The sequence below is a fragment of the Gemmatimonadota bacterium genome (assembly GCA_016720805.1).
Classification (GTDB): domain Bacteria; phylum Gemmatimonadota; class Gemmatimonadetes; order Gemmatimonadales; family GWC2-71-9; genus Palsa-1233.
On the sequence record JADKJZ010000014.1, the window covers coordinates 392805 to 413586 of the forward strand.

Consider the following 20782-nt stretch of genomic DNA (forward strand, 5'->3'; position numbering starts at 1 on the left):
GGATGATGGATGATGGATGATGGATTGGCGGTCCCTGCGGGTGGGGTCGATATTCGAGCGCTGGGAATTCTCCTGCCGAATCCATCATCCATCATCCATCATCCCGTCGCAGGAGCCCCCATGTCCGACTCCCCCCCGCTGCTCGGGATGCTCTCGCCTGCCGAGGAGCGATTCGAGGCGTGGCGGGGGAGGGCAGGGTTCGTGCTGGCTCCGGCGGCGGCGCTGGCGATCGCCCTGCTGGACCTTCCCTCGCTCACCCCGGAGTCGCATCGCCTTGCCTCGGTGATGGTTGCGGTCGTCGTGCTCTGGATCACCGAGTCGCTACCGATGCCGGTGACTGCGCTGCTGGGCGCGTCCGCCTGCGTCATCCTCGGGGTGGCACCGGCAAAGGCGGTGTTCGCCCCCTTTGCCGACCCGCTGATGTTCCTCTTCATCGGGTCGTTCATCCTCTCGCAGGGGATCTTTCATCACGGGTTGGATCGCCGCGTGGCATTCACGGTGCTCTCGCGGCCCTGGGTCGGCGCGAGCCCGTCGCGGCTTCTCCTCGCGTTCGGCCTGATCACCGCGCTCATCTCGGGATGGATCTCGAACACTGCCACCACGGCGATGATGTTCGGCATCGGGATGTCGATCCTTCGGGTGCTCTACCTCCGGCAGCAGTCTGGTGAACTCGCGCTCGATCCCCGCTGGGCCAGTGGCCTGATGTTGATGACCTCCTTCGCCGCATCGATCGGCGGTCTGATGACGCCGGTCGGCACGCCGCCGAACGTGATCGGGCTCGGCTTCATCCGCAGCGAATTGGGCGTGCAGATCCCCTTCTTCTCCTGGATGCTCCTCGGCGTGCCGACGGTGGCGATCCTCTTTGTGGTGCTGTTCTTCACGCTCCGCGCACTGTCGCCGGCTGGTGTGGCGGTGCTTCCCGGTGGCGCGAGCGTGGCGCGCGATGGACTCGCGGGGCTTGGGCGCTGGCGCCGTGGCGAACGATCCGTGCTCTGGGCCTTTCTCGTCACGGTCGTGCTCTGGATCACCCCTGGCGTCTTGGCCATCGTGTTGGGAGAACGCGCCCCCCTCACGCTCGCGGTGCAGACCGCGCTCCCCGAGGGGGTGGCCGCGCTGCTCGGCGCCACGCTGCTCTTCCTCCTCCCGGGCGAGCCGGGGCAGCGTGCGCTCAGCTGGCCAGAGGCGGCCAAGATCGACTGGGGTGTTGTGCTGCTGTACGGCGGGGGCTTCGCGCTCGGCACACTCGCCTTCCAGTCGGGGCTCGCCGAGGCGCTCGGGCGCGGCGTGACTGGGTGGATCCCGAACGCGGGCGAGATGGGGCTGCTGGTGATGGGGACCATCGTCGCGGTGCTGCTTTCGGAGACGACGTCGAACACGGCCGCGGCGAACATGGTCGTGCCGGTGATCATCGCCATCGCAAAGGCCTCAGGCGTCGACCCCCTCCTCCCAGCGCTGGGGGCGACGTTGGGTTCCTCCCTCGGCTTCATGTTGCCGGTGTCCACCCCGTGCAACGCCATCGTCTACGGCAGCGGGATGATCCCCCTGTCGCGCATGATGCGGGCGGGGCTCATCCTCGATCTGGTCGGGATCGTGGTGGTCATCGGGGTGGTCTCGCTGTTGGGCCCGCTGCTCCGCTAGGCCTTGGGGCTTCAGGCAGAACGGACAACTGCCGATACCTCAGAGTCTCGCCTCTTTTGGAGTCCGCATGTCCCCCAAGTCCGGAAGCCCCGTGAGCGCGATCATCTGCTCGATCGTGGTCGCCGGCGCGATTGTGTATCTGGTTGGAACGCTCTCGCATCAGGTCATGCCCTACGCCTCGGGGCTCGACGCCACCGACCCAGCGCAACTGAAGTTGGGACTCGAGGCCGGGGAACTCCCGCTCCTGGGGATGCTGCTGGTGCTCGGGGGCTGGTTGCTCGGGGCGTATGCCGGCGGCCGGGTCGCCATCTCCATTGGCAAGCAGGAGTGGGTCGTGATGACCTTCGCCGTGCTCTTCACGGTCGGGATCGTGATGAACCTGCTGGTGGTGCCGAGCCCGACCTGGATGTGGATCGGTGGGGCCGGCGCAACGCCGCTCTTCGCACTCGGGGCTGGCAGCGGCCGCAGCTGAGCAGGCCGTCGGGAGGATCAGAGGGCGGCCCTTTGCGGGGCCGCCCTCGTTTTACGTGCCGACGGGGTGCATTTTTGTCGGCATCCCCTTCCTCCCGGTATCGACGGCTCGATGCGACATCTTCGTGTGATCTTCATCGCCTGGTTCATCACCTCCCTCGGCGCGGCGGCGGGGTGGTTTCTCGGTGGCCTCGCCGACCGCAAGGTCGCGTTCTTCGCGGCCACGGTGGTGGGCACGCTGTCGTTGCTCTACGCGATGTCCTTTCTCATTGATCGCCACTGGTTCATGGAGGAGCGACGTCGCGGCGGCACGATCGGCGGCCTGGTCGGCCTCTGCATCGCCGCCCCGCTGGTGCTGATGTCGACCGCCACCCCAATTCTGGGCGTCACCGCGCTCGTCAGCGTGGGCATCGGGGTGCTGGTTGGCGCCGGTGGTGGGGCGCTGGAATGAGGACACTGCTCCTGCTGGCGCTGCTCCCCGCGGTGCTCGCTGCGCAGGAGCCCGCCCGACCGAGGGCCAGAGATCTTGGCATCGCGCCGGGGATTTTTCGACCCGGTCCGCTGAACGCCATCACCGATGTGGCAGGCGTGCTCGTCGGACAGACCACGGTGCGCGAGGGTGATTCGATCCGCACCGGCGTGACCGCGATTCTTCCGCATGGCGGCGATCTCTTCCGCGACCGTGTCCCCGCCGGGCTGCATGTCGGCAACGGCTTCGGCAAACTGCTTGGCGTGACCCAGCTCCGCGAGCTCGGCGAACTGGAAACGCCCATCCTGCTCACCTGCACGCTCTGCGTCTGGCAGGCCGCCGATGCGATGGTGGCGTGGCAGCTCGCGCGGCCCGGGATGGCGTCGGTGCGCTCGATCAATCCGGTGGTGGCCGAGACCAATGATGGCGGCCTCAACGCGATCCGCAGTCGACCGATCCGCCCGGCCCACGTGGTGTCGGCGCTTGAGGGGGCGTCCGCCGGGGCGGTCGCCGAGGGGAGCGTCGGTGCGGGGACGGGAACGGTCGCGTTCGGCTGGAAGGGTGGCATCGGGACTTCGTCGCGCAAGTTGCCGGCGTCGCTCGGTGGCTTCACGGTTGGCGTGCTGGTGCAGACCAACTTCGGTGGCGTGTTGCAGATCCTTGGCGCGCCAGTCGGCAAGGCGCTCGGGCGCTACTCCTATCGGACGCAGACGATGGCGGAGCGCGGCGATGGCTCGATCATCATCGTGGTCGCGACCGACGCGCCGCTGTCGGAGCGGCAGCTCGAGCGGCTGGCGGCGCGCGCGATGTTCGGGCTGGCGCGGACGGGCTCCGATGCCTCGAACGGCTCCGGTGACTACGCCATCGCCTTCTCGACTTCGGCCGACGTGCGACGCCACCCCACCGAGTCGGCGCCGCGGAGCCTGCGCGCCCTGCAGGACGACGCCGTCTCGCCGCTCTTCGAGGCGGTCATCGAGGCGACCGAAGAGGCGATCTACAATTCGCTCCTCCGCGCCACGTCGGTCACGTCGAAGGGGCGCACGGTCGAGGCGATCCCGGTCGACTCCGTGCGCGCCATTCTCGCACGCTTCCGGGCGACGGAACGATGATGCGTCCGGTTGAGACGAGCGGCGCACCGACGCCGGCGGGGCACTACGTGCAGGGGATGGTGCATGGCGGCGTGGTCTACGTCTCAGGACAGCTGCCGATCGATCCAGCGACGGGCGTCGTGATCGACGGCGACATGACAGTGCAGGCGGAACGGACGCTGCAGAATGTCGCCGCCGTGCTCGAGGCGGCTGGCAGCGGGCTGGACCGCGTGCTCATGCTCACGGTCTTCGTCACCTCGCGCGAGGACTGGCCCGCGGTGAACGCGGTCTGCGCGAGGATGTTCGGTGCGCATCGTCCCGCGCGCGCGATCGTCGGTGGGGCGGATTTGAAGCCGGGGTGCCGGATCGAGATCACCGCCGTCGGGATGATCAGTGCACGATGATCGATGATCGATGGTCGATGGTCGAATCGATTGGTGTGGGGTGAGGGGTGAGGGGTGAGGGGTTTAACGAGGCCTCATCGATCATCGATGATCGATCATCGAATTCTGGGAGAAGTGTTATGCGACGTATGATGTTGGCGGTGCTACTGCTTCTTTCGGCGACCTCGCTCTCCGCGCAAGCGAAGGCAAGTCGCGCGGATCGAGTCAACGTCGAGCGCATCCTGCGCACGCTGGCGCACGACTCGATGGAAGGGCGCGGGACGGCAACGCCGGGTGAGGAGCGCGCGGCCCGCTTCATCGCCGCGGAGATGAAGAAGATCGGCCTCAAGCCGATGGGCGATGACGGCTTCTTCCAGCGGGTGCCGATGGCGATGCTGGCGGCGAATCGTCCTGGTGGGGTGCGTCCGCCGACCGGCTGCCAGGCCGGGACCTTCAAGCTCAACGGCGATTCGGTCGCGACCCCGCTCTGGAAGTGCGTCGGTGCCGCGGCCCCTGCGCCCGGTGCGCCGGCCCCGGCGGCGGGCACTCAGGTCACTACCTATCGCGTGCCCACCAATCCCGGTGCCGCGGTGCCGCGGCTCACCATGCTCCCCTCGATGGCGGTGTGGGACACGATGCCGGCCGCGACGCGGCGCACTGGGCACAACGTCGTCGGCGTGATCCCGGGCAGGGATCCGAAGCTCAAGAACGAAGTGATCCTGGTGATGGCGCACTTCGACCATCTGGGCGTCCGCGGGCCGGGCGTCAATGGCGACTCGATCTACAACGGCGCGGATGATGACGCGTCGGGTACCACCGCCGTGCTCGAGATCGCCCGGGCCCTGAAGAAGGGAAAGGCGCCCAAGCGGACCGTCGTCTTTGCCACCATGACCGGCGAGGAGATGGGGTTGCTTGGCACCAACTACTTCATCGCCAATCCTCCGTTCCCGCTCAAGACGATGGTCGCCGGTTTCGAGATCGAAATGATCGGTCGGCCCGACTCGCTGGCCGGCGGACCGGGGAAGGCGTGGCTCACGGGCTATGAGCGGTCGACGATGGGTGACATGCTCAAGGCCAATGGGATCGCGATCGTCCCCGACCCGCGGCCGAGCCAGAACTTCTTCCGGCGCAGCGACAACTACGCCTTCGCGCGGATGGGAATCGTGGCGCACACGCTCTCGACCTTCAACCTGCACACCGACTATCACCGCCCCTCGGACGAGGCCGACAAGTTCGACTTCGACCACATGACGGCGGTCATCCAGGCCGGTGCGCAGGCGGTGCGGCATCTCGCGGATGGCGCCACGCCGGCCTGGCATGAAGGCGGCAAGCCGGCGCCACCGGCGCCGCGCCCGCCAGCGCCGTGATCGCGGCGCTCCTCCTTGCCCTGGCCGCGCGGGCCTACAGCGCGGTCGGCATGCGGGGGCCTCGGGATACCTCGCCGTCATGGCACTGCTGGGGACGCCGGCCGCGACGATGCGGCCGACGGCCCTCCTGCTCAATCTCGTGGTCGCCACGATCGGCACCGTCCAGTTCACCCGGGCCGGCTACTTCCGCTGGTCGCTGTTCTGGCCGTTCGCCATCACCTCGATTCCCGCCGCCTGGCTGGGCGGCCGCCTGACGCTGCCGGAATCGGTGTACGGACTCATTGTCGGCGGCGTCCTGCTCCTCTCGGCGCTCCGGCTCGTGCTGACGCGCGCCGCGTCCACGCAGGCCATCACGCCGCCGCGAACGTGGGTCGCGATGCTGGCTGGCGCAGGGCTCGGTCTCCTCTCCGGCCTGACCGGGGTCGGTGGCGGCATTTTTCTTTCGCCACTGCTGCTGCTCTGCGGCTGGGCGGATCTCCGCACCACCGCCGCGACGTCGGTTGCCTTCATCTTCGTGAACTCGGCCGCAGGGTTGCTCGGGCGGATGCCGCTCGGCGATGTCTTTCCCCCGGCCTTACCACTCTGGATTCTCGCGGTCGTGGTCGGCGGCGGGGTCGGCGCGACCCTCGGCAGTCGGAAATTGCCGGTGCCGATCCTGCGGATGGTGCTCGCACTCGTGCTGGTAGTCGCAGGGGGCAAGATGCTGGTTGGAGCCCTCGGCCGATGACCGGCGGCGCGGCCGAGGTGTCGACCAGGAAGCGTCACATGGTCGGCGGGGTGCTCGCCATCGCCACTCTCTACATGGTCGCCACCGCGGAGCAATGGCATTTCCTTGACAACGTGAACCTGCCGGTCCACGAGACGGGGCACCTGGTTTTTGCCTGGGGCGGCGAGGTGTTGACGGCGCTCGGTGGAACGTTGTTCCAGCTGATCGTGCCGGCCCTCTTCGCATTCTCGTTCCACCGGCGTGGCGATCCGGCGGGGACTGGCGCCGGGATCTGGTGGGTCGGCCAGAATTGCCTGTACATCGCGCGGTACCTCGCCGATGCACCGGTCCAGGAACTGCCTTTGGTCGGTGGTGGCGAGCACGATTGGGCGTTCCTGCTCGCCGAGTGGAATCTGCTGCACCGGGCCGACGCGATCGCGAGGGCGGTGCGGCTCGTCGGCGTGGTCGGGATGGCGGTTGGGGCGGTGGTCGCCTGGCAGGGACGCCGCCCGGCTGGCGCCACCCCGCAACTGACGGGCGGGCACGCGGAGGATTAGACTTCATCGGCTTGCCAGCCCAACAGGAGCCAGCGATGGACGACCGCAGTGGAAGCCCGCGGGATGCCGGACGCGACCTCGAGACCGTGCGTGACCTGCTCATTCAGGTGACGCCAGCGCCCGGTGCCCTGCTCCCGCTTCTGCATGAGGTGCAAGGGTGCCTCGGCTACATCCCCAAGGATGCCATTCGCCTGATCGCGCACGCGCTCAATCTGTCGCGCGCCGAGGTGCAGGGTGTGGTGTCGTTCTATCATGACTTCCATGAGGAGCCAACGGCGGACCATGTGGTCCAGCTCTGCATGGCCGAGGCCTGTCAGGCGGTGGGATGCCGAGCGCTGGCGGATCATGCGAAGTCGCAGTGCGGTGTCGGTTTTCATGAAGCGACCCCTGATGGCCGGCTCCAGTTGGAGCCGGCCTATTGTTTTGGCAATTGTGCCGCGGGCCCGACGATCCGCGTTGACGACCGGGTCTATGGTCGGGTCACGGCCGCGCGTTTCGATGCGCTGACCGCGGTACTTCGGGCGGAGGCGTCCTCGTGACGACACGCATCTTCGTCCCGGGCGACACGACCGCGTGGTCCCTGGGTGCCGACGAGGTGGCCGATGCCATCGCCGCCGAGGTCGCGACGCGCGGACTCTATGCCACGGTGGTGCGGACGGGCTCACGCGGGCTGTACTGGCTCGAGCCGCTGATCGAGATCGAGACGCCGGCGGGTCGCCACGGATTCGGACCGATCGACATCGACGACGTTGCGTCGCTCTTTGCCGCGGGCGGGCTGCCGAGCACGGCGCATCCCCGATCGGTCGGTCTGGTCGAGTCGATTCCGTTCCTGGCCGAGCAACAACGACTGACCTTCGCCCGCGCCGGCGTGATCGATCCACGGTCATTGGCCGAGTACCGGGCGCACGGCGGTGGGGTCGGGCTCAATGCGGCGCTGACGATGACTCCGCGACAGATCATCGAGGCGATCACCGCCTCCGGGCTGCGGGGCCGCGGCGGTGCCGCGTTTCCGGCGGGGATCAAGTGGCAGACGGTGCACGATGCGCCGGGGGCGCAGAAGCACATTGTCTGCAATGCGGATGAAGGCGACAGCGGGACTTTCGCCGACCGCCTGCTGATGGAGGCCGATCCGTTCCAGCTGATCGAGGGGATGGCGATCGCCGCCCTGGCCGTCGGCGCCACCGATGGCGTGATCTACCTGCGGTCGGAATATCCGCGCACCCAGGGCTTGCTTGACGAAGTGCTGCAGCTGGCGCGCGAGGATGGCATGCTCGGGCCCAATGCCTTCGGGCCGGGGCGGTCATTCGACATCCAGCTGTTTCTGGGGGCGGGCGCCTACATCTGCGGCGAAGAGACCGCGCTGCTGGAGAGCCTCGAGGGGAAGCGCGGGACGGTGCGGCCCAAGCCACCACTGCCGGCAATCCGCGGGTTGCATGCGGATCCGACGTTGGTGCACAACGTGCTCTCGCTGGCCGCCGCGACGACGATTCTGGCCAAGGGTGCGGACCACTACGCCGGCTTCGGCGTCGATCGGTCACGCGGGACCATGCCATTCCAGCTCGGCGGCAACATCGCCCGCGGTGGGATCGTGGAACTGCCCTTCGGCGCGACTCTCACGACGATACTCGATCACTTTGGTGGCGGCTCGCGGAGCGGGCGTCCGCTGAAGGCGGTGCAGGTCGGTGGACCGCTCGGTGCCTACCTCCCTGCGGCCCAGTGGGATGCACCGCTCGCCTACGAATCGTACGCCGCGATCGGGGCCATGCTCGGCCACGGTGGCATCGTCGCCTTCGACGACTCGGTGGACATGGCCGAGCAGGCCGAATTCGCGATGCAGTTCTGCGCCGACGAGTCGTGCGGCAAGTGCACGCCCTGCCGGATCGGGTCGACCCGCGGCGTCGAGGTGATCCAGCGCCTGCGCCGAGGGGAGCAGCCCGAGCGCCAGTTGGCCGTGTTGCAGGACCTCTGCGAGGCACTTGAACTCGGCTCACTTTGTGCCCTTGGTGGTCTCACCCCCATGCCGGTTCGCAGTGCGCTCACGCACTTCGCCAGTGACTTCCCGCTCGCGGCCGAGGCGCTTCCCCGATGATCGCATCAACTCCTGCCCGGGTGGATCTCGGGACGCCGCCCGTGGATGGCACGGCGCGCGTCCAACTCACCATCGATGGCATCGCGGTCGAGGCAGCCGTCGGCACGTCGATCATGCGCGCCGCCCGTGAGGCCGGCGTGGCGGTGCCCAAACTCTGCGCCACCGACTCGCTGGAGGCCTTCGGCTCCTGCCGGCTCTGTCTGGTGCACGTGGAGGGCCGGCGCGGTCTCCCCGCCTCGTGTACCACGCCGGTGGCCGAGGGGATGGTGGTGCACACGCAGACGGAGCAGGTGGCCCGGGTGCGACGCAGCGTGATGGAGCTCTACATCTCCGATCACCCGCTGGACTGCCTGACCTGTGCGGCGAACGGCGACTGCGAGCTGCAGGACATGGCGGGGGCGGTGGGCCTGCGCGAGGTGCGCTACGGGACCCAGGGTGCGAACCACCTCGGCGCGACCCCCGACAACTCCAATCCCTACTTCTCGTTCGATCCGGCGAAGTGCATCGTCTGCTCGCGCTGCGTGCGCGCGTGCGAGGAGATCCAGGGGACGTTCGCGCTGACCATCGACGGCCGCGGCTTCGGCTCGACGGTGAGCGCCGGCATGAACGAGTCGTTCCTCGCCTCGGAGTGCGTGTCGTGCGGCGCCTGCGTGCAGGCGTGCCCGACGGCGACCCTGATCGAGAAGACGGTGATCGAGCATGGCCAGCCGGAGCGCACGGTGAAGACCACCTGCGCCTACTGCGGCGTCGGCTGCTCGTTCAATGCGGAAATGAAGGGGAACGACGTGGTGCGGATGGTCCCCGACATGGACGGCGGGGCCAACGAGGGGCACTCCTGCGTCAAGGGACGCTTTGCCTGGGGCTATGCCACCCACAGCGACCGGGTCACCACGCCGCTGATCCGCGAGCGGACCAGCGACCCGTGGCGGGTCGCGTCGTTCGACGAGGCGATCGCCTTCGCGGCGTCGCGCTTCAGGGCGATCCAGGCCGAGCATGGGCGCGGGGCCATCGGCGGCATTTCGTCGTCGCGTTGCACGAATGAGGAAGTCTACGTGGTGCAGAAGATGGTGCGCGCCGCGTTCGCCAACAACAACATTGACACCTGCGCGCGCGTCTGCCATTCGCCGACTGGCTACGGCCTGAAGCAGACCTTCGGCACCTCGGCAGGGACCCAGGACTTCCGATCGGTCGAATCGGCCGACGTGATCCTGGTGATCGGCGCCAACCCGACCGACGCCCACCCGGTCTTCGGCTCGCGAATGAAGAAGCGCCTGCGCGAGGGGGCAAAGCTGATCGTCGCCGATCCGCGGCGCATCGACCTGGTTCGCAGTCCGCACGTCGCGGCCACCCACCACCTCCAGCTGCGCCCCGGGACGAACGTCGCGCTCATCAATGCGCTGGCGCACGTGGTGGTGACGGAAGGACTCGTCAACGAGGCGTTCGTCGCCGAGCGATGCGATGCGGCGTCGTTCGGGCAGTGGCGCGACTTCATCGCCCGGGATGCGCAGTCGCCGGAGGCAACCGAATCGATCACCGGCGTGCCCGCCGCCGAGGTGCGTGCCGCCGCCCGCCTCTACGCGACGGCGCCGAACGGCGCGATCTACTATGGGCTCGGCGTCACCGAGCACAGCCAGGGCAGCACGATGGTCATGGGGATCGCCAACCTCGCGATGGCGTGCGGACAGATCGGTCGCGAGGGCGTCGGCGTGAATCCGCTGCGGGGCCAGAACAATGTCCAGGGCGCCTGTGACATGGGGTCGTTCCCGCACGAGTTGCCCGGGTATCGCCACATCTCCGATTCCACCGTCCGGGGCAGCTTCGAGGCGGCGTGGGACGTGTCCCTCGACCCCGAACCGGGTTTCCGCATTCCGAACATGCTGGCGGCCGCGACCAGCGGCCAGTTCCGCGGGCTCTTCGTGCAAGGGGAGGACATCGCCCAGTCCGATCCCGACATGACCCACGTCACCGCCGCACTCGGCGCGCTCGACTGCCTGGTCGTGCAGGACCTCTTCCTCAACGAAACGGCCAAGTTCGCGCACGTCTTCCTGCCGGGCACGGCGTTCCTCGAGAAGGACGGCACCTTCACGAATGCCGAGCGGCGCATCAACCGTGTCCGACCGGCGATGCCGCCGAAGCCGGGATTGTTCGAGTGGGAGGTCGTCTGCCGGCTCGCGACGGCAATGGGGTACCCGATGCACTACGAGTCGGCGGCCCAGATCATGGATGAAATTGCCGCCCTGACCCCCGCCTTCGCCGGGGTGTCCTTTGCCTATCTCGATGAGGTCGGCAGCGTGCAGTGGCCCTGCACGGCGGCGACGCCGATGGGCACGCCGGTGATGCACGCCGACCGCTTCGTGCGCGGGAGTGGCCGTTTCCTCATCACCCAGTTCGTACCGACGGAGGAGCGCACCACTCGGCGCTTCCCCCTGCTGCTCACCACCGGCCGCATCCTCTCGCAATACAATGTGGGGACCGCGACCCGGCGAACCAGCAACGTCGTCTGGCACCCGCGCGATGTCCTGGAGATCCATCCGGCTGATGCGGAGATGCGCGGCATCCTCGATCACGACACCGTTGAGCTGTCCAGCCGGATGGGCGAGATCATGCTGCAGGCGCATGTGACCGACCGGGTGCCACCGGGCGTGGTGTACACCACCTTTCACTACCCCGAGCTCGCCGCAAACGTCATCACGACCGAGTACTCCGATTGGGCCACGAACTGCCCCGAGTACAAGGTCACGGCGGTCGAGGTGCATCCGATCGGCGTCCAATCGCTGGCCCGGCAGGCGACCGAGGCGCTGACGTGAGCGAAACGCTGGTGCCCGCCTTCGAACTCCGGCCGATCCATGTGGCCGGTGTGCCGGCGGCGGAGCCCTGGGGCATCGCCGTCGAGGTGCCGGTCGAACTGCAGCTCAACGGAACTCCGTGGACCGTGATGCTCGCGTCGCCGACCGACCTGGACGATTTCGCCGTCGGCCTCGCGCTGACGGAACGGCTGGTTGCCGACGCCGCGGGAGTCACCGGGTTGCGCATCGCGCAGCAGGAAGGCGACTGGACGGTCGACCTCGACGTACCGGTGCCGCTGCGCCCGACGCGCGCCCGCAGCGTCGCGGGCGCGACCGGCTGCGGCATCTGCGGCCTGGAGTCGCTGGGTGACTTCCGCAGCGGACTCGCCGGCGTCGTGCCGGTGGTGGCAACGCAGGTGGTCACCGATGCTGCCGTCCTCGCGGCGTGGGCGGCACTGCCCGACTTGCAACCGGTGAACGCGGTCACCAGGTCGGTCCACGCGGCGGCATGGTGCGCGCCGGATGGCGCCGTCCTTCTGGTGCGCGAGGATGTCGGTCGCCACAATGCGCTCGACAAGCTGGTGGGCGCGCTGGCACGCCAAGGCCGGCTCGGTGAACCCGGATTCGTCGCGATGACGTCGCGCTGCAGCGTGGAGCTGGTCGCCAAGGCGACGGTTGCCCGGGCGTTGCTCCTGGCCACGATCTCCGCGCCGACCACGCTGGCGTTGGCGGCCTCGGCGGCGCTCGGCGTCCCGCTGGCCTGCGCCGGTCCCGGCCAGCAGGTCGTCCGCTTTCCGAGGGAGTCTCCCGATGAAGTCGACTGACCTGGTCCGCATGTCCACGCAGATCGCCCAGTTCTTCGAGCCGTATACGACCGAGGAGGCGATCACCGGCGTGGCCGAGCACCTGACGGGATTCTGGACACCGTCGATGCGGCTCGAGTTGCTTGCGATCCTCGCGACCGGAACGCCGCCGCTGCATCCGCTCGTGGTGGAAGCGGCCAGGCGATTGACGGCTGGTCGCCCGGCGTGATTCCGGCGGAAGAAATCACGGGAATCATCGTGGCAGGCGGCGATGGGCAGCGCATGGGAGGCGTCACCAAGTCGCTGCTGGTCGCGGCTGGCGCGCCGCTGATTGCGCACGTCCGGGCCCGCCTGGCCCCGCAGGTCGGCACCGTGATGATCAGCGCCAACGTCGACCCAACCGCCCACGGCGCCTGGGGTGATGTCGTCATGGCCGATCACGTGCCCGGGATGGGGCCGCTCGGCGGGCTGCTCTCCATCCTCGAACACGTCGCGACCCCCTATGCGTTCTGTTGCCCGGGTGACGCGCCGCTGTTGGACCCGACCCTCGTCTCGCGGCTGGGGCTCGCGTTGCGGCGCGCCTCGGCGGACATCGCGTTCCCCCACGACGGGCACCAGCTGCAACACCTCTTTCTCCTGTTCCCCACGAGCCTGCGCGGCTCGTTGCGCCGCTATCTGTCCGAAGGGGGTCGGTCGGTGCACGGCTGGACCGACGGCCTGAACAGCGTGATCGTGGACTGCGCGCAGCATCCCGATGCCTTTCTCAACATCAACACGCAGGACAACCTGCAGCGGGCCGATCGGTTGCTGACCCCGATCGCGGTGGCGCCATGAAGCTGCGACTGCGGGATTCGTCGATCCGGCTTCGGCTCACGCGCACGGAGGTGCAGGCCATCGGGCAGGGCCAGCGGCTCGAGGCGCGCACCGAACTCCCGGATGGCAGTGCCCTTCGCTATGCCCTGGTGGTGGCCATCGGTGGTCCCGTGACGGCGACGTTCCTGAATGGCTGCCTGGAAGTCGTGGTGCCGTTGACGGAGGCGACGCCGTGGGCCATGGGTGATGCGGTGTCGATCGAGTCGATCCAACCGACCCCCAGCGGGTCGTGTCACCTGTTGATCGAGAAGGACTTTGCCTGTCTCCATCCCCGTGCCGAGGATCATGGCGCGGAGACCTTTCCCAATCCCACATCGCCGAGAGATCGCCCGTGACCGCCCAGGTCGTGCCGTCCGACATCGAGATTGCCCAGAGCGCCACGCTCCGCCCCATCACCGCCATCGCGGCCGACCTCGGCCTCTCCCCCGACGACATCGATCAGTACGGCAAGTACAAGGCGAAGCTCCCGCTCGAGCTGGCCAGTCGGCCCCCGCGCGGGAAGTTGGTGCTGGTGACCGCCATCTCGCCGACCCCCAGTGGCGAAGGGAAGAGCACGGTGAGCGTCGGGCTGGCGCAGGCGTTCCGGCGCCTCGGGACCAACGCGGTGCTGGCCATCCGGGAACCGAGCCTCGGTCCGGTGTTCGGCGTGAAGGGTGGTGCGGCCGGCGGCGGGTACTCGCAGGTGCTGCCGATGGAGGACATCAACCTCCACTTCACCGGCGACTTCCACGCGATCTCGAGCGCGCACGCGCTGCTCTCGGCGATGATGGACAACTCGCTGCAGCAGGGGAATCCGACCGGGCTCGATCCGCGCCGCATCACCTGGCCGCGCACCATCGACATGAACGACCGCGCCCTGCGACGGACCATCATCGGCCTCGGCGGTCCGGCCGAAGGCGTCGTACGCGAAGAGCGCTGGGTCATCATTCCGGCCAGCGAGATCATGGCGATCGTTGCCCTCGCGAGCGGACTCGAGGATCTGCAGGAGCGGCTCGGGCGCATCATCGTGGGCTCGACCGCCGGCACTGCCCGCACGCCGGTGCGCGCCCGCGATCTCAAGGCCATTGGTGCGATGACGCTGCTGCTCAAGGATGCCATGCGCCCGAATCTGGTGCAGACGCTGGAAGGTGGGCCCGCGCTGGTGCATGCCGGGCCGTTCGGCAACATCGCGCACGGTTGCAACAGCCTCGTGGCGACGCGCTCGGCGCTGGCGCTCGGCGACATCGTGGTCACCGAGGCGGGCTTCGGCTCGGACCTCGGTGCGGAGAAGTTCTTCGACATCAAGTGTCGCGCCGGTGGACTGAAGCCGGAGGCGGCGGTGATGGTGGCGACCATCCGGTCGTTGAAGATGCAGGGCGGTGTGCCGAAGACGTCACTGGGGGTCGAGAACCTCGAGGCCCTGGAGCGCGGGCTGCCACACCTGGCCCATCACGTCCGCAACGTCCGGCAGTTCGGGGTGCCGGTGGTGGTCGCCATCAACCGCCACCTCAGCGACACGGCGGCCGAGATGGCCATGGTCACGAAGTACGCCGAGGGACTGGGCGTGCCGGTGGCGCTCTGCGATGTCTGGGCAAGTGGCGGCGCAGGCGGCGAGGCGCTCGCGCGCGAGGTGCAGAAGCTCCTCGATGGCGGCACCGCGAACTTCCAGCCGATCTACGACACGGCCTTGCCGATCCGCGCCAAGGCGGAGACGATTGCGCAGAAGGTCTACGGCGCGGATGGCGTCGACTTCACGCCTGCGGCGGCGCGGCAGATCGACTATCTCGAATCGATCGGCATGGCTGACACACCGGTGTGCATGGCGAAGACGCAGTACTCGCTCACCGACGATGCCACCCGCCTCGGCACGCCGAAGGGATTCCGGATCACGGTCAACGAGGTGTGGGGATCGGCCGGAGCAGGCTTCGTGGTCTGCAAGACGGGCGACATCATGACGATGCCGGGATTGTCGAAGGTGCCGGCCGCGGAGGGGATGCGGGTGGCGGCGGATGGGCGGATTGAAGGACTTTCGTGACGTTCAAGACAGGATGATCGATCATCGATGATCGATCATCGATGATCGATCATCCTGCTTCCAGTTCCAGCAACCGCTTCTTCCGCCACAGCCCGCCGCCGTAGCCGCCGAGTTTCCCGTCGGCATTGACGACGCGGTGGCAGGGGATCACGATGGCGAGGCGGTTGCGGCCGTTGGCGCTACCGACGGCGCGGCTGGCGTTGGGTGAACCGATCCGCTCGGCGACATCGGCATAGGAGCAGGTGACGCCGTAGGGGATCTGCCGGAGCGCGGCCCAGACGCGCTCTTCGAAGGGCGTGCCGCGCACCACCAGCGGCACGGTGAAGTCGCGCCGCGTGCCGGCGAAGTATTCGGTGAGTTCCGCGCCGAGTTGGCTGAGGTGCGGGTGTTCGCCAACGACCAGGGGCCCCACGAAGCGGCGCCGGAGTCGGGTAGCCTGCTCTTCGAGGCGGGCGAGGTCGCCGAATTCGAGCAACATCACTCCCTCCTCCGTCGCGGCGGCGACCAGCGGACCGACCGGCGAATCGAAGGTCGTCGCGACCATCGCCTCGCCACCTCGTGCCCGGCCAGGTGGCATGCCGACGATCCGCGCGAAGGCATCGCGAAAGCCGCTGTGCGAGGCGTAGCCTGAGGTCAGGATCACGTGATCGAGCATGTCGCCCTCGCGGAGTCGGTGCTGTGCCTTGGCAACGCGCTGAGCGCGGGCCCATGCCTGGAAGGTCATGCCGTGGGTGCGCCGAAAATGACGTCGGATCACCACGGGGTCGAGATCGAGTTGCTGCAGCGCCTGGTCGGAGAGCCGCTCCGCTCCCGCCGTGGCGAGTGCCGATTCGAGCCGTCCCCACCAGGTCGGCAGGGGCGCCGGGCGGCCGGGGTGGCAGCGACGGCAGGCGCGATAGCCCGCGGCTTCCGCCGCGGCGAGCGTCGCGAAGAACTCGCGATTTTCCGGCAGTGCCGGGCGCGACGGGCAGACCGGCCGGCAGGCGATTCGGGTGGTGCGGACCGCGACGATGAAGAGGCCGTCCCACGCCGGGTCGCGGCTGGTCACGGCACGCATCATGGTGCGACGGGCGGGCAATGGGGAGAGGCGCGTCATGGCTGCCAGTTTACCGCCATCCCCCGGCGGGCGCCACCGGAAATTGGACGGTCAATTTCGGGACACCTTGCCTCCGGCGCGGCGTCGCGCGCTACATTCCATGGCATCCCCGATCCACCGGAGGCGGTATGAGTCGTGACCGACTGCAGGTGTACGAGAGCGGTGACGTCCGCGTGACCTTCAACCCCCAGGTCTGTCAGCACTCGGGCGTCTGTCTGCGCACGCTGCCGGCGGTGTTCGACGTGTCGCGCCCGCGGTGGGTGCATCCGGACGCCGCCGGCGCCCACGAAGTCATCGCCGCGGTGGCCAAGTGTCCCTCGGGGGCCCTGCAGGCGCACCTGATCACCTCCGTGCATCCTGCCGTGCCGCCGATCGCGCCGGACTGAGCGGCCGGCTGGGCTCGAATGCACAGCGGGCCGCCCCATGGGGCGGCCCGCTGCGTTGCCGGATGCTGCACGTGCAAGACTATTCGATCTCGAGGGGCTTGAGGCCCTGCGAGATGCCATCGAGCAGGACCTCGATCTGGTACTTCCCCTTCGGCCAGGGCTTGCCGCTCTGGAAGCGGATCGGCAGCGTGGCGATACCGCTGGTCGTGTCGGGGTCACCGACGATTCCGTTGTCGCTGGCCACCTTGGTCGTCCCCTGCATCAGGATGGCCTCAAGCTTGGCCCCTGGGGCGACATACTGCGTGCGCACCGAGACGAAGATGGTGTCGCCGCTATTGAAGCGCGACGTGACGCCGCCGACGATCGCGCCGGTCGAGTCGAGCGCGTGCCCCGCGTCGAACGCCATCACGTGCGGCATCTTGATTTCGGGCGCCGCGGCGGTGGTCGAGTCGTTGGTCTCGGATGACGGTTCCGGCGACTTGTCACCACAGGCCACCAGGGCCACGGCAAGGAGCGGAAGGGCGAGGATCGATCGCATGGTTCAGGCTCGGTCGAGAAGGTGATGGTCCCGCACGCCCCAGATGGGCGGCGCCTCCTGCAAACTAGTGCCCGACGGCGACCGGGCCAATCGCCCGGCCCACCCGCGGGTCAGCCGGCGTCGCCGAAGATGCTCCGGATCCGGTCCACCCCGTCGATCCGGGTGGCCAGCTCCTTGAGCAGCCCGGTGCGGATGTCGTAGACCACGCCGTGGAGGATCGGGCGGCGCCCCCGAGCCCAGGCGTCCCGGATCACCGGCGTCGCGGCCAGGTTGTGCACCTGCTCGAGCACGTTGAGCTCGGCCAGCCGGTCGAGGCGCGCCTCGCCCTCGCCGCACGCGTCGAGCTCATCCTTGTGGAGACGCTTGATGGTCCGGAGTTGCGACAGCCAGTGGTCCGTCAGCCCGTGGGTCGGCGACTCCGCCGCCGCGGCCGCGCGCACGCCGCCGCAGCCATAGTGGCCGCAGACGATGATGTGCTTCACATCCAGGACGTCGACGGCGTAGTCCACCGCCGACAACACATTCAGGTCCGACCCGTAGACCTGATTGGCGATGTTGCGGTGGACGAACATCTCGCCCTGCTCGGTGCCCGTCAGCGTGTTGGTCTGCACGCGCGAATCCGAACAGCCGATGAACAGGGTGTGCGGCGTCTGCCCCGAGGCATGGCGGGTGAAATAGCCGCTGTCCTTCGCCACCATCTCCGCCGCCCAGTGACGGTTGAACTCCAGCATCTTGTCGAACGCTTCCATGGCTGCTGCTCCTGAGGTCAGTGCGAGTGGGCGGGTGTGCTGCGGACTTCCGGCAGGCCGACCAGGCGATAGTCGATGCCCTGGGCTGCTGCGGTCGCGTGGAAGTCCTGCAACAACTCGGCGATGTCGTAGTCAACGCGCTGGGCCCGTCGACCGTCGATCTCCAGACGACTCCCCGGCGGCACGCGCTGGAGGAATTCCGAGAGGCTGGCCTTCGCGAGGAAGGTCACCTGATCCGGGAGCACATACCGCGTCAGCACCGCGCCGTCGATCGAGATCTGGCGAAGCGCCGGCGCCTTGGCGTGCGCCCGCAGGATGAAGAAGGCACCCACCGCCAGTCCGATGGCGATCCCCACCAGCAAGTCGGTGAAGAGGATCGCGATCACCGTGACCGCCAGCGGAATGAAGTGCTCGAGGCCGGTCGCCCATGCCGCGCGGAAGAGCCGCGGATGCGCCAGCTTGTAGCCGGTGTACACGAGGATGGTCGCGAGCGCCGCCAACGGAATGCGGCTCAGCAGCCCCGGGATCGCCATCACGGCGATCAGCAGGAGGATCGAGTGGGCGATCGCCGACCGCTTGGTCTTGCCGCCCGCATCGATGTTCGCCGAGGAACGCACGATGACTCCGGTGACCGGCAGACCACCGAGCAACCCGCTGAGCGTATTGCCGACGCCTTGGGCGATCAGCTCCTTGTTCGGTGGGGACTGTCGCTTCAGCGGGTCGATCTTGTCGGTGGCTTCCATCGAGAGCAGTGTCTCGAGCGACGCCACGATGGCGATGGTCACTGCCACGCGCCAGATCGCCGGATTGCTGATCGCGGCCCACTGCGGAAAGCTGAATTGTCCCGCGAGCTCACCGAAGGACGGCAACTGCACCAGGTGCGACGCCCCCAACACGAGGGGCGAGCCGAGCATGCCGAGCAGGCTGTTGATGCCGAGGCCCGCGAGGACGACCGCCAACGGACCGGGGAAGAAGGTCAGTGCCTTCAGCGCGGGCCGCTCCCAGAGCAGCAGCAGCGCGAGCGAGACGACGGCGATCAGCACCGCGCCCCATTCCAGCAGCTGGGGGATTTCCAGCAGCGCGCTCAGCGTGGTCTGCTCATTGGCCTGGCGGAAGCTTTCGTCACCCATCGCATCGGCATCGTAGCCGACGGCGTGGGGCACCTGCTTCAGGATCAGGATGATGCCGATCGCTGCCAGCATCCCCTTGATGACCGAGGAGGGGAAGTAGTACGAAATCACGCCGGCGCCGATGAGGCCGAGGCCGACCTGAATGGCACCGGCGATCACGACCGCGAGCAGGAAAGGCTCGAATCCCCCGAGGGTGCCGATCGCGGAGAGGACGATCGCCGTCAGGCCGGCGGCTGGTCCACTCACCATCAGCTGGGACCCGGAGAGTGGGGCCACGATCAGGCCGCCGAGGACGCCGGCGATGATGCCGGCGAAGAGCGGGGCGCCTGAGGCCAGGGCGACGCCGAGGCAGAGCGGGAGGGCCACCAGGAAGACGACGACGGCGGCGCCGAGGTCGTCCTTGAGCCAATTCGGATGGGGTGGGGGAGAGGCGACTGCGTCGGGGGCAGGCGCGGCGGCGGTCGTGGCGTGAGGGGGCGTCATGATCGTCGTCCTGAATGTGCGGGTCGGTCAGCGTCTGAGAGAACGCCCCATGCTAACCACGATTGTTTTCCTCGGAAATCGGGGAAACTACGGGGATGGGGCGCCCCGATGCCGCGAGCGCCCGACGGAGAAGAAATTCGATCTGCCCATTGAGCGAGCGCAGGTCGTCCGCGGCCCACCGCTGGAGGGCGGCATGCAGGCTCGGGTCGAGCCGGACCAGGAACGTCTTGCGCTCACTCATGTCGCCAGACCTAGTAGATCGAGCCGGTGTTGACCACGGGCTGCATCGGCTGCTCGGCACAGAGCGTCACGAGCAGGTTCGACACCATCGCCGCCTTGCGCTCCTGGTCGAGCGTCACGACCGACCGCTCCTCGAGGAGGCGCAGCGCCATGTCCACCATCGAGACGGCGCCCTCGACGATCTTCTCGCGCGCCGCGATGATGGCGCTTGCCTGCTGCCGGCGGAGCATCGCGCCGGCAATCTCCGGCGCGTAGGCGAGGTGAGTGATCCGCGCCTCCAGCACCTTCATCCCCGCCTTGGCGAGCCGATTCTGGACCTCCGCCGCCAGCTGTTCGGCGATGTCGGCCGCGTTGTGGCTCAGCGAGATCGTGTCCGGCTTGTGAGCGTCATAGGGGTACTGCGTCGCCAGCGTCCGCACGGCCGACTCGCTCTGCACGCGCACGTAGTCCTCGTAGTTCTCGACTTCGAAGAGCGCCTCCGCGGAGTCGACGACCTGCCAGACCACGACGGCGCCGATCTCGATCGGATTCGAGTCCAGGTCGTTCACCTTGAGCTTCGCGGTCTCGAAATTGTGGATCCGCAACGAGATCGCCTTCTTCCCCATGAAGGGGTTCACCCACCAGAGGCCGGGGGTCTTCAGGGTCCCCTTGTAGTCGCCGAAGAGGGTGAGCACCCGCGCCTGGTTCGGCTGCACCGAGAGGAGCCCTGCCCAGAGGGTCACCATGACGATCACCGCTCCCGCCCCGAGGAGGGCGCGCGCGGGGTCCTCCTGCTGGGCGCCGGTGATCACGATGCCGATGGCGCCGATGGTGCCGACAGCCAGAAGGAGGAGAGCGAGAATGCCGTTCAGGGCCTTGCGCGGAATTTCACGAATCATCATGGAGCCATCCAGTTAGGGTGACACCGATATGATAT

Annotated in this window: 22 protein-coding genes and 1 pseudogene; 17 read left to right on the top strand and 6 right to left on the bottom strand. The window is 68.2% G+C overall.

The features are described 5' to 3' along the window. Window positions 1-120: 120 nt before the first annotated feature. The 16 genes and pseudogenes from IPP98_12030 to IPP98_12105 all read left to right on the top strand — a co-directional run bounded on the left by IPP98_12030 (window position 121) and on the right by IPP98_12105 (window position 15244). Window positions 121-1638 (top strand): DASS family sodium-coupled anion symporter, encoded by a 1518-nt coding sequence (locus tag IPP98_12030; protein ID MBL0179837.1) that lies wholly within the window; start codon window positions 121-123, stop codon window positions 1636-1638. A gap of 67 nt (window positions 1639-1705) precedes the next feature. Continuing rightward, window positions 1706-2110, top strand: coding sequence for a hypothetical protein (locus IPP98_12035; GenBank protein ID MBL0179838.1), 405 nt, complete (start codon window positions 1706-1708; stop codon window positions 2108-2110). 111 nt (window positions 2111-2221) lie between these two features. Continuing rightward, window positions 2222-2560: a hypothetical protein gene (locus tag IPP98_12040; GenBank protein MBL0179839.1), complete on the top strand. Its 339-nt coding sequence runs from the start codon at window positions 2222-2224 to the stop codon at window positions 2558-2560. Continuing rightward, window positions 2557-3687 (top strand): P1 family peptidase, encoded by a 1131-nt coding sequence (locus IPP98_12045; GenBank protein MBL0179840.1) that lies wholly within the window; start codon window positions 2557-2559, stop codon window positions 3685-3687. The genes IPP98_12040 and IPP98_12045 overlap by 4 nt, the downstream gene beginning before the upstream one ends. After that, on the top strand, window positions 3684-4070 hold the full coding sequence (locus IPP98_12050; protein MBL0179841.1) for a RidA family protein: 387 nt from the start codon (window positions 3684-3686) through the stop codon (window positions 4068-4070). The genes IPP98_12045 and IPP98_12050 overlap by 4 nt, the downstream gene beginning before the upstream one ends. 140 nt (window positions 4071-4210) lie before the next feature. Next, window positions 4211-5416 (top strand): M20/M25/M40 family metallo-hydrolase, encoded by a 1206-nt coding sequence (locus IPP98_12055; protein MBL0179842.1) that lies wholly within the window; start codon window positions 4211-4213, stop codon window positions 5414-5416. Then, window positions 5413-6143 (top strand): annotated as a pseudogene (locus tag IPP98_12060) (sulfite exporter TauE/SafE family protein). The gene IPP98_12055 and the pseudogene IPP98_12060 overlap by 4 nt, the downstream one beginning before the upstream one ends. Further along, the gene (locus tag IPP98_12065) at window positions 6140-6679 is read left to right on the top strand and encodes a hypothetical protein (protein MBL0179843.1); all 540 of its coding nucleotides are present in this window, start codon (window positions 6140-6142) and stop codon (window positions 6677-6679) included. The pseudogene IPP98_12060 and the gene IPP98_12065 overlap by 4 nt, the downstream one beginning before the upstream one ends. A 35-nt stretch (window positions 6680-6714) precedes the next feature. Then, a complete protein-coding gene (locus tag IPP98_12070) occupies window positions 6715-7218 on the top strand; it encodes a formate dehydrogenase subunit gamma (protein ID MBL0179844.1) in 504 nt (167 codons plus the stop codon). Further along, a complete protein-coding gene (locus tag IPP98_12075; protein MBL0179845.1) occupies window positions 7215-8768 on the top strand; it encodes a formate dehydrogenase in 1554 nt (517 codons plus the stop codon). Before IPP98_12070 ends, IPP98_12075 begins: the two co-directional genes overlap by 4 nt. After that, the gene (gene fdhF, locus IPP98_12080) at window positions 8765-11575 is read left to right on the top strand and encodes a formate dehydrogenase subunit alpha (GenBank protein ID MBL0179846.1); all 2811 of its coding nucleotides are present in this window, start codon (window positions 8765-8767) and stop codon (window positions 11573-11575) included. Before IPP98_12075 ends, fdhF begins: the two co-directional genes overlap by 4 nt. Before the next feature lie 35 nt (window positions 11576-11610). Continuing rightward, window positions 11611-12378 (top strand): formate dehydrogenase accessory sulfurtransferase FdhD, encoded by a 768-nt coding sequence (locus IPP98_12085; GenBank protein MBL0179847.1) that lies wholly within the window; start codon window positions 11611-11613, stop codon window positions 12376-12378. Further along, a complete protein-coding gene (locus IPP98_12090; protein ID MBL0179848.1) occupies window positions 12365-12586 on the top strand; it encodes a formate dehydrogenase subunit delta in 222 nt (73 codons plus the stop codon). Before IPP98_12085 ends, IPP98_12090 begins: the two co-directional genes overlap by 14 nt. Beyond that, window positions 12583-13191 carry a molybdenum cofactor guanylyltransferase gene (gene mobA / locus IPP98_12095; protein MBL0179849.1) on the top strand — a complete coding sequence of 203 codons (609 nt, stop codon included), beginning with the start codon at window positions 12583-12585 and terminating at the stop codon, window positions 13189-13191. The genes IPP98_12090 and mobA overlap by 4 nt, the downstream gene beginning before the upstream one ends. After that, complete coding sequence (locus tag IPP98_12100) at window positions 13188-13565, top strand: hypothetical protein (protein MBL0179850.1); 378 nt, start codon at window positions 13188-13190, stop codon at window positions 13563-13565. Before mobA ends, IPP98_12100 begins: the two co-directional genes overlap by 4 nt. A gap of 11 nt (window positions 13566-13576) precedes the next feature. Further along, window positions 13577-15244 carry a formate--tetrahydrofolate ligase gene (locus IPP98_12105; protein MBL0179851.1) on the top strand — a complete coding sequence of 556 codons (1668 nt, stop codon included), beginning with the start codon at window positions 13577-13579 and terminating at the stop codon, window positions 15242-15244. A 49-nt stretch (window positions 15245-15293) separates the two neighbouring features. On the opposite strand, the gene IPP98_12110 is transcribed toward IPP98_12105, so the two are convergent. Further along, window positions 15294-16304, bottom strand: a complete 1011-nt coding sequence (locus IPP98_12110) for a methylated-DNA--[protein]-cysteine S-methyltransferase (GenBank protein ID MBL0179852.1) — start codon at window positions 16302-16304, stop codon at window positions 15294-15296. 164 nt (window positions 16305-16468) lie between these two features. Here IPP98_12110 and IPP98_12115 point away from each other — a divergent pair, with 164 nt between their 5' ends. Further along, window positions 16469-16726: a (4Fe-4S)-binding protein gene (locus IPP98_12115; GenBank protein ID MBL0179853.1), complete on the top strand. Its 258-nt coding sequence runs from the start codon at window positions 16469-16471 to the stop codon at window positions 16724-16726. Window positions 16727-16805: 79 nt separating this feature from the next. Here the strand turns inward: IPP98_12115 and IPP98_12120 are convergent, their stop codons facing one another. From IPP98_12120 to IPP98_12140, 5 genes are all read right to left on the bottom strand, one after another. Beyond that, the gene (locus IPP98_12120; GenBank protein ID MBL0179854.1) at window positions 16806-17264 is read right to left on the bottom strand and encodes a hypothetical protein; all 459 of its coding nucleotides are present in this window, start codon (window positions 17262-17264) and stop codon (window positions 16806-16808) included. Between the two features lie 110 nt (window positions 17265-17374). Next, entirely contained in the window at window positions 17375-18013 is a 639-nt protein-coding gene (locus IPP98_12125; GenBank protein ID MBL0179855.1) for a carbonic anhydrase, read from the bottom strand. A gap of 17 nt (window positions 18014-18030) precedes the next feature. After that, window positions 18031-19626, bottom strand: a complete 1596-nt coding sequence (locus IPP98_12130) for a SulP family inorganic anion transporter (GenBank protein MBL0179856.1) — start codon at window positions 19624-19626, stop codon at window positions 18031-18033. 52 nt (window positions 19627-19678) lie between these two features. Beyond that, a complete protein-coding gene (locus tag IPP98_12135) occupies window positions 19679-19867 on the bottom strand; it encodes a toxin-antitoxin system HicB family antitoxin (protein MBL0179857.1) in 189 nt (62 codons plus the stop codon). 10 nt (window positions 19868-19877) lie between these two features. Next, on the bottom strand, window positions 19878-20741 hold the full coding sequence (locus tag IPP98_12140) for an SPFH domain-containing protein (protein MBL0179858.1): 864 nt from the start codon (window positions 20739-20741) through the stop codon (window positions 19878-19880). Window positions 20742-20782: the final 41 nt, after the last annotated feature.

Coding starts and splice junctions, on each gene's coding strand:
- IPP98_12030 (MBL0179837.1), top strand. CDS start 121: ATGTCCGACTCCCCCCCGCTGCTCGGGATGCTCTCGCCTGCCGAGGAG.
- IPP98_12135 (MBL0179857.1), bottom strand. CDS start 19,867: ATGAGTGAGCGCAAGACGTTCCTGGTCCGGCTCGACCCGAGCCTGCAT.
- IPP98_12125 (MBL0179855.1), bottom strand. CDS start 18,013: ATGGAAGCGTTCGACAAGATGCTGGAGTTCAACCGTCACTGGGCGGCG.
- IPP98_12090 (MBL0179848.1), top strand. CDS start 12,365: ATGAAGTCGACTGACCTGGTCCGCATGTCCACGCAGATCGCCCAGTTC.
- IPP98_12035 (MBL0179838.1), top strand. CDS start 1,706: ATGTCCCCCAAGTCCGGAAGCCCCGTGAGCGCGATCATCTGCTCGATC.
- IPP98_12070 (MBL0179844.1), top strand. CDS start 6,715: ATGGACGACCGCAGTGGAAGCCCGCGGGATGCCGGACGCGACCTCGAG.
- IPP98_12130 (MBL0179856.1), bottom strand. CDS start 19,626: ATGACGCCCCCTCACGCCACGACCGCCGCCGCGCCTGCCCCCGACGCA.
- IPP98_12110 (MBL0179852.1), bottom strand. CDS start 16,304: ATGATGCGTGCCGTGACCAGCCGCGACCCGGCGTGGGACGGCCTCTTC.
- IPP98_12045 (MBL0179840.1), top strand. CDS start 2,557: ATGAGGACACTGCTCCTGCTGGCGCTGCTCCCCGCGGTGCTCGCTGCG.
- IPP98_12065 (MBL0179843.1), top strand. CDS start 6,140: ATGACCGGCGGCGCGGCCGAGGTGTCGACCAGGAAGCGTCACATGGTC.
- IPP98_12100 (MBL0179850.1), top strand. CDS start 13,188: ATGAAGCTGCGACTGCGGGATTCGTCGATCCGGCTTCGGCTCACGCGC.
- IPP98_12040 (MBL0179839.1), top strand. CDS start 2,222: ATGCGACATCTTCGTGTGATCTTCATCGCCTGGTTCATCACCTCCCTC.
- IPP98_12050 (MBL0179841.1), top strand. CDS start 3,684: ATGATGCGTCCGGTTGAGACGAGCGGCGCACCGACGCCGGCGGGGCAC.
- IPP98_12115 (MBL0179853.1), top strand. CDS start 16,469: ATGAGTCGTGACCGACTGCAGGTGTACGAGAGCGGTGACGTCCGCGTG.
- IPP98_12120 (MBL0179854.1), bottom strand. CDS start 17,264: ATGCGATCGATCCTCGCCCTTCCGCTCCTTGCCGTGGCCCTGGTGGCC.
- fdhF (MBL0179846.1), top strand. CDS start 8,765: ATGATCGCATCAACTCCTGCCCGGGTGGATCTCGGGACGCCGCCCGTG.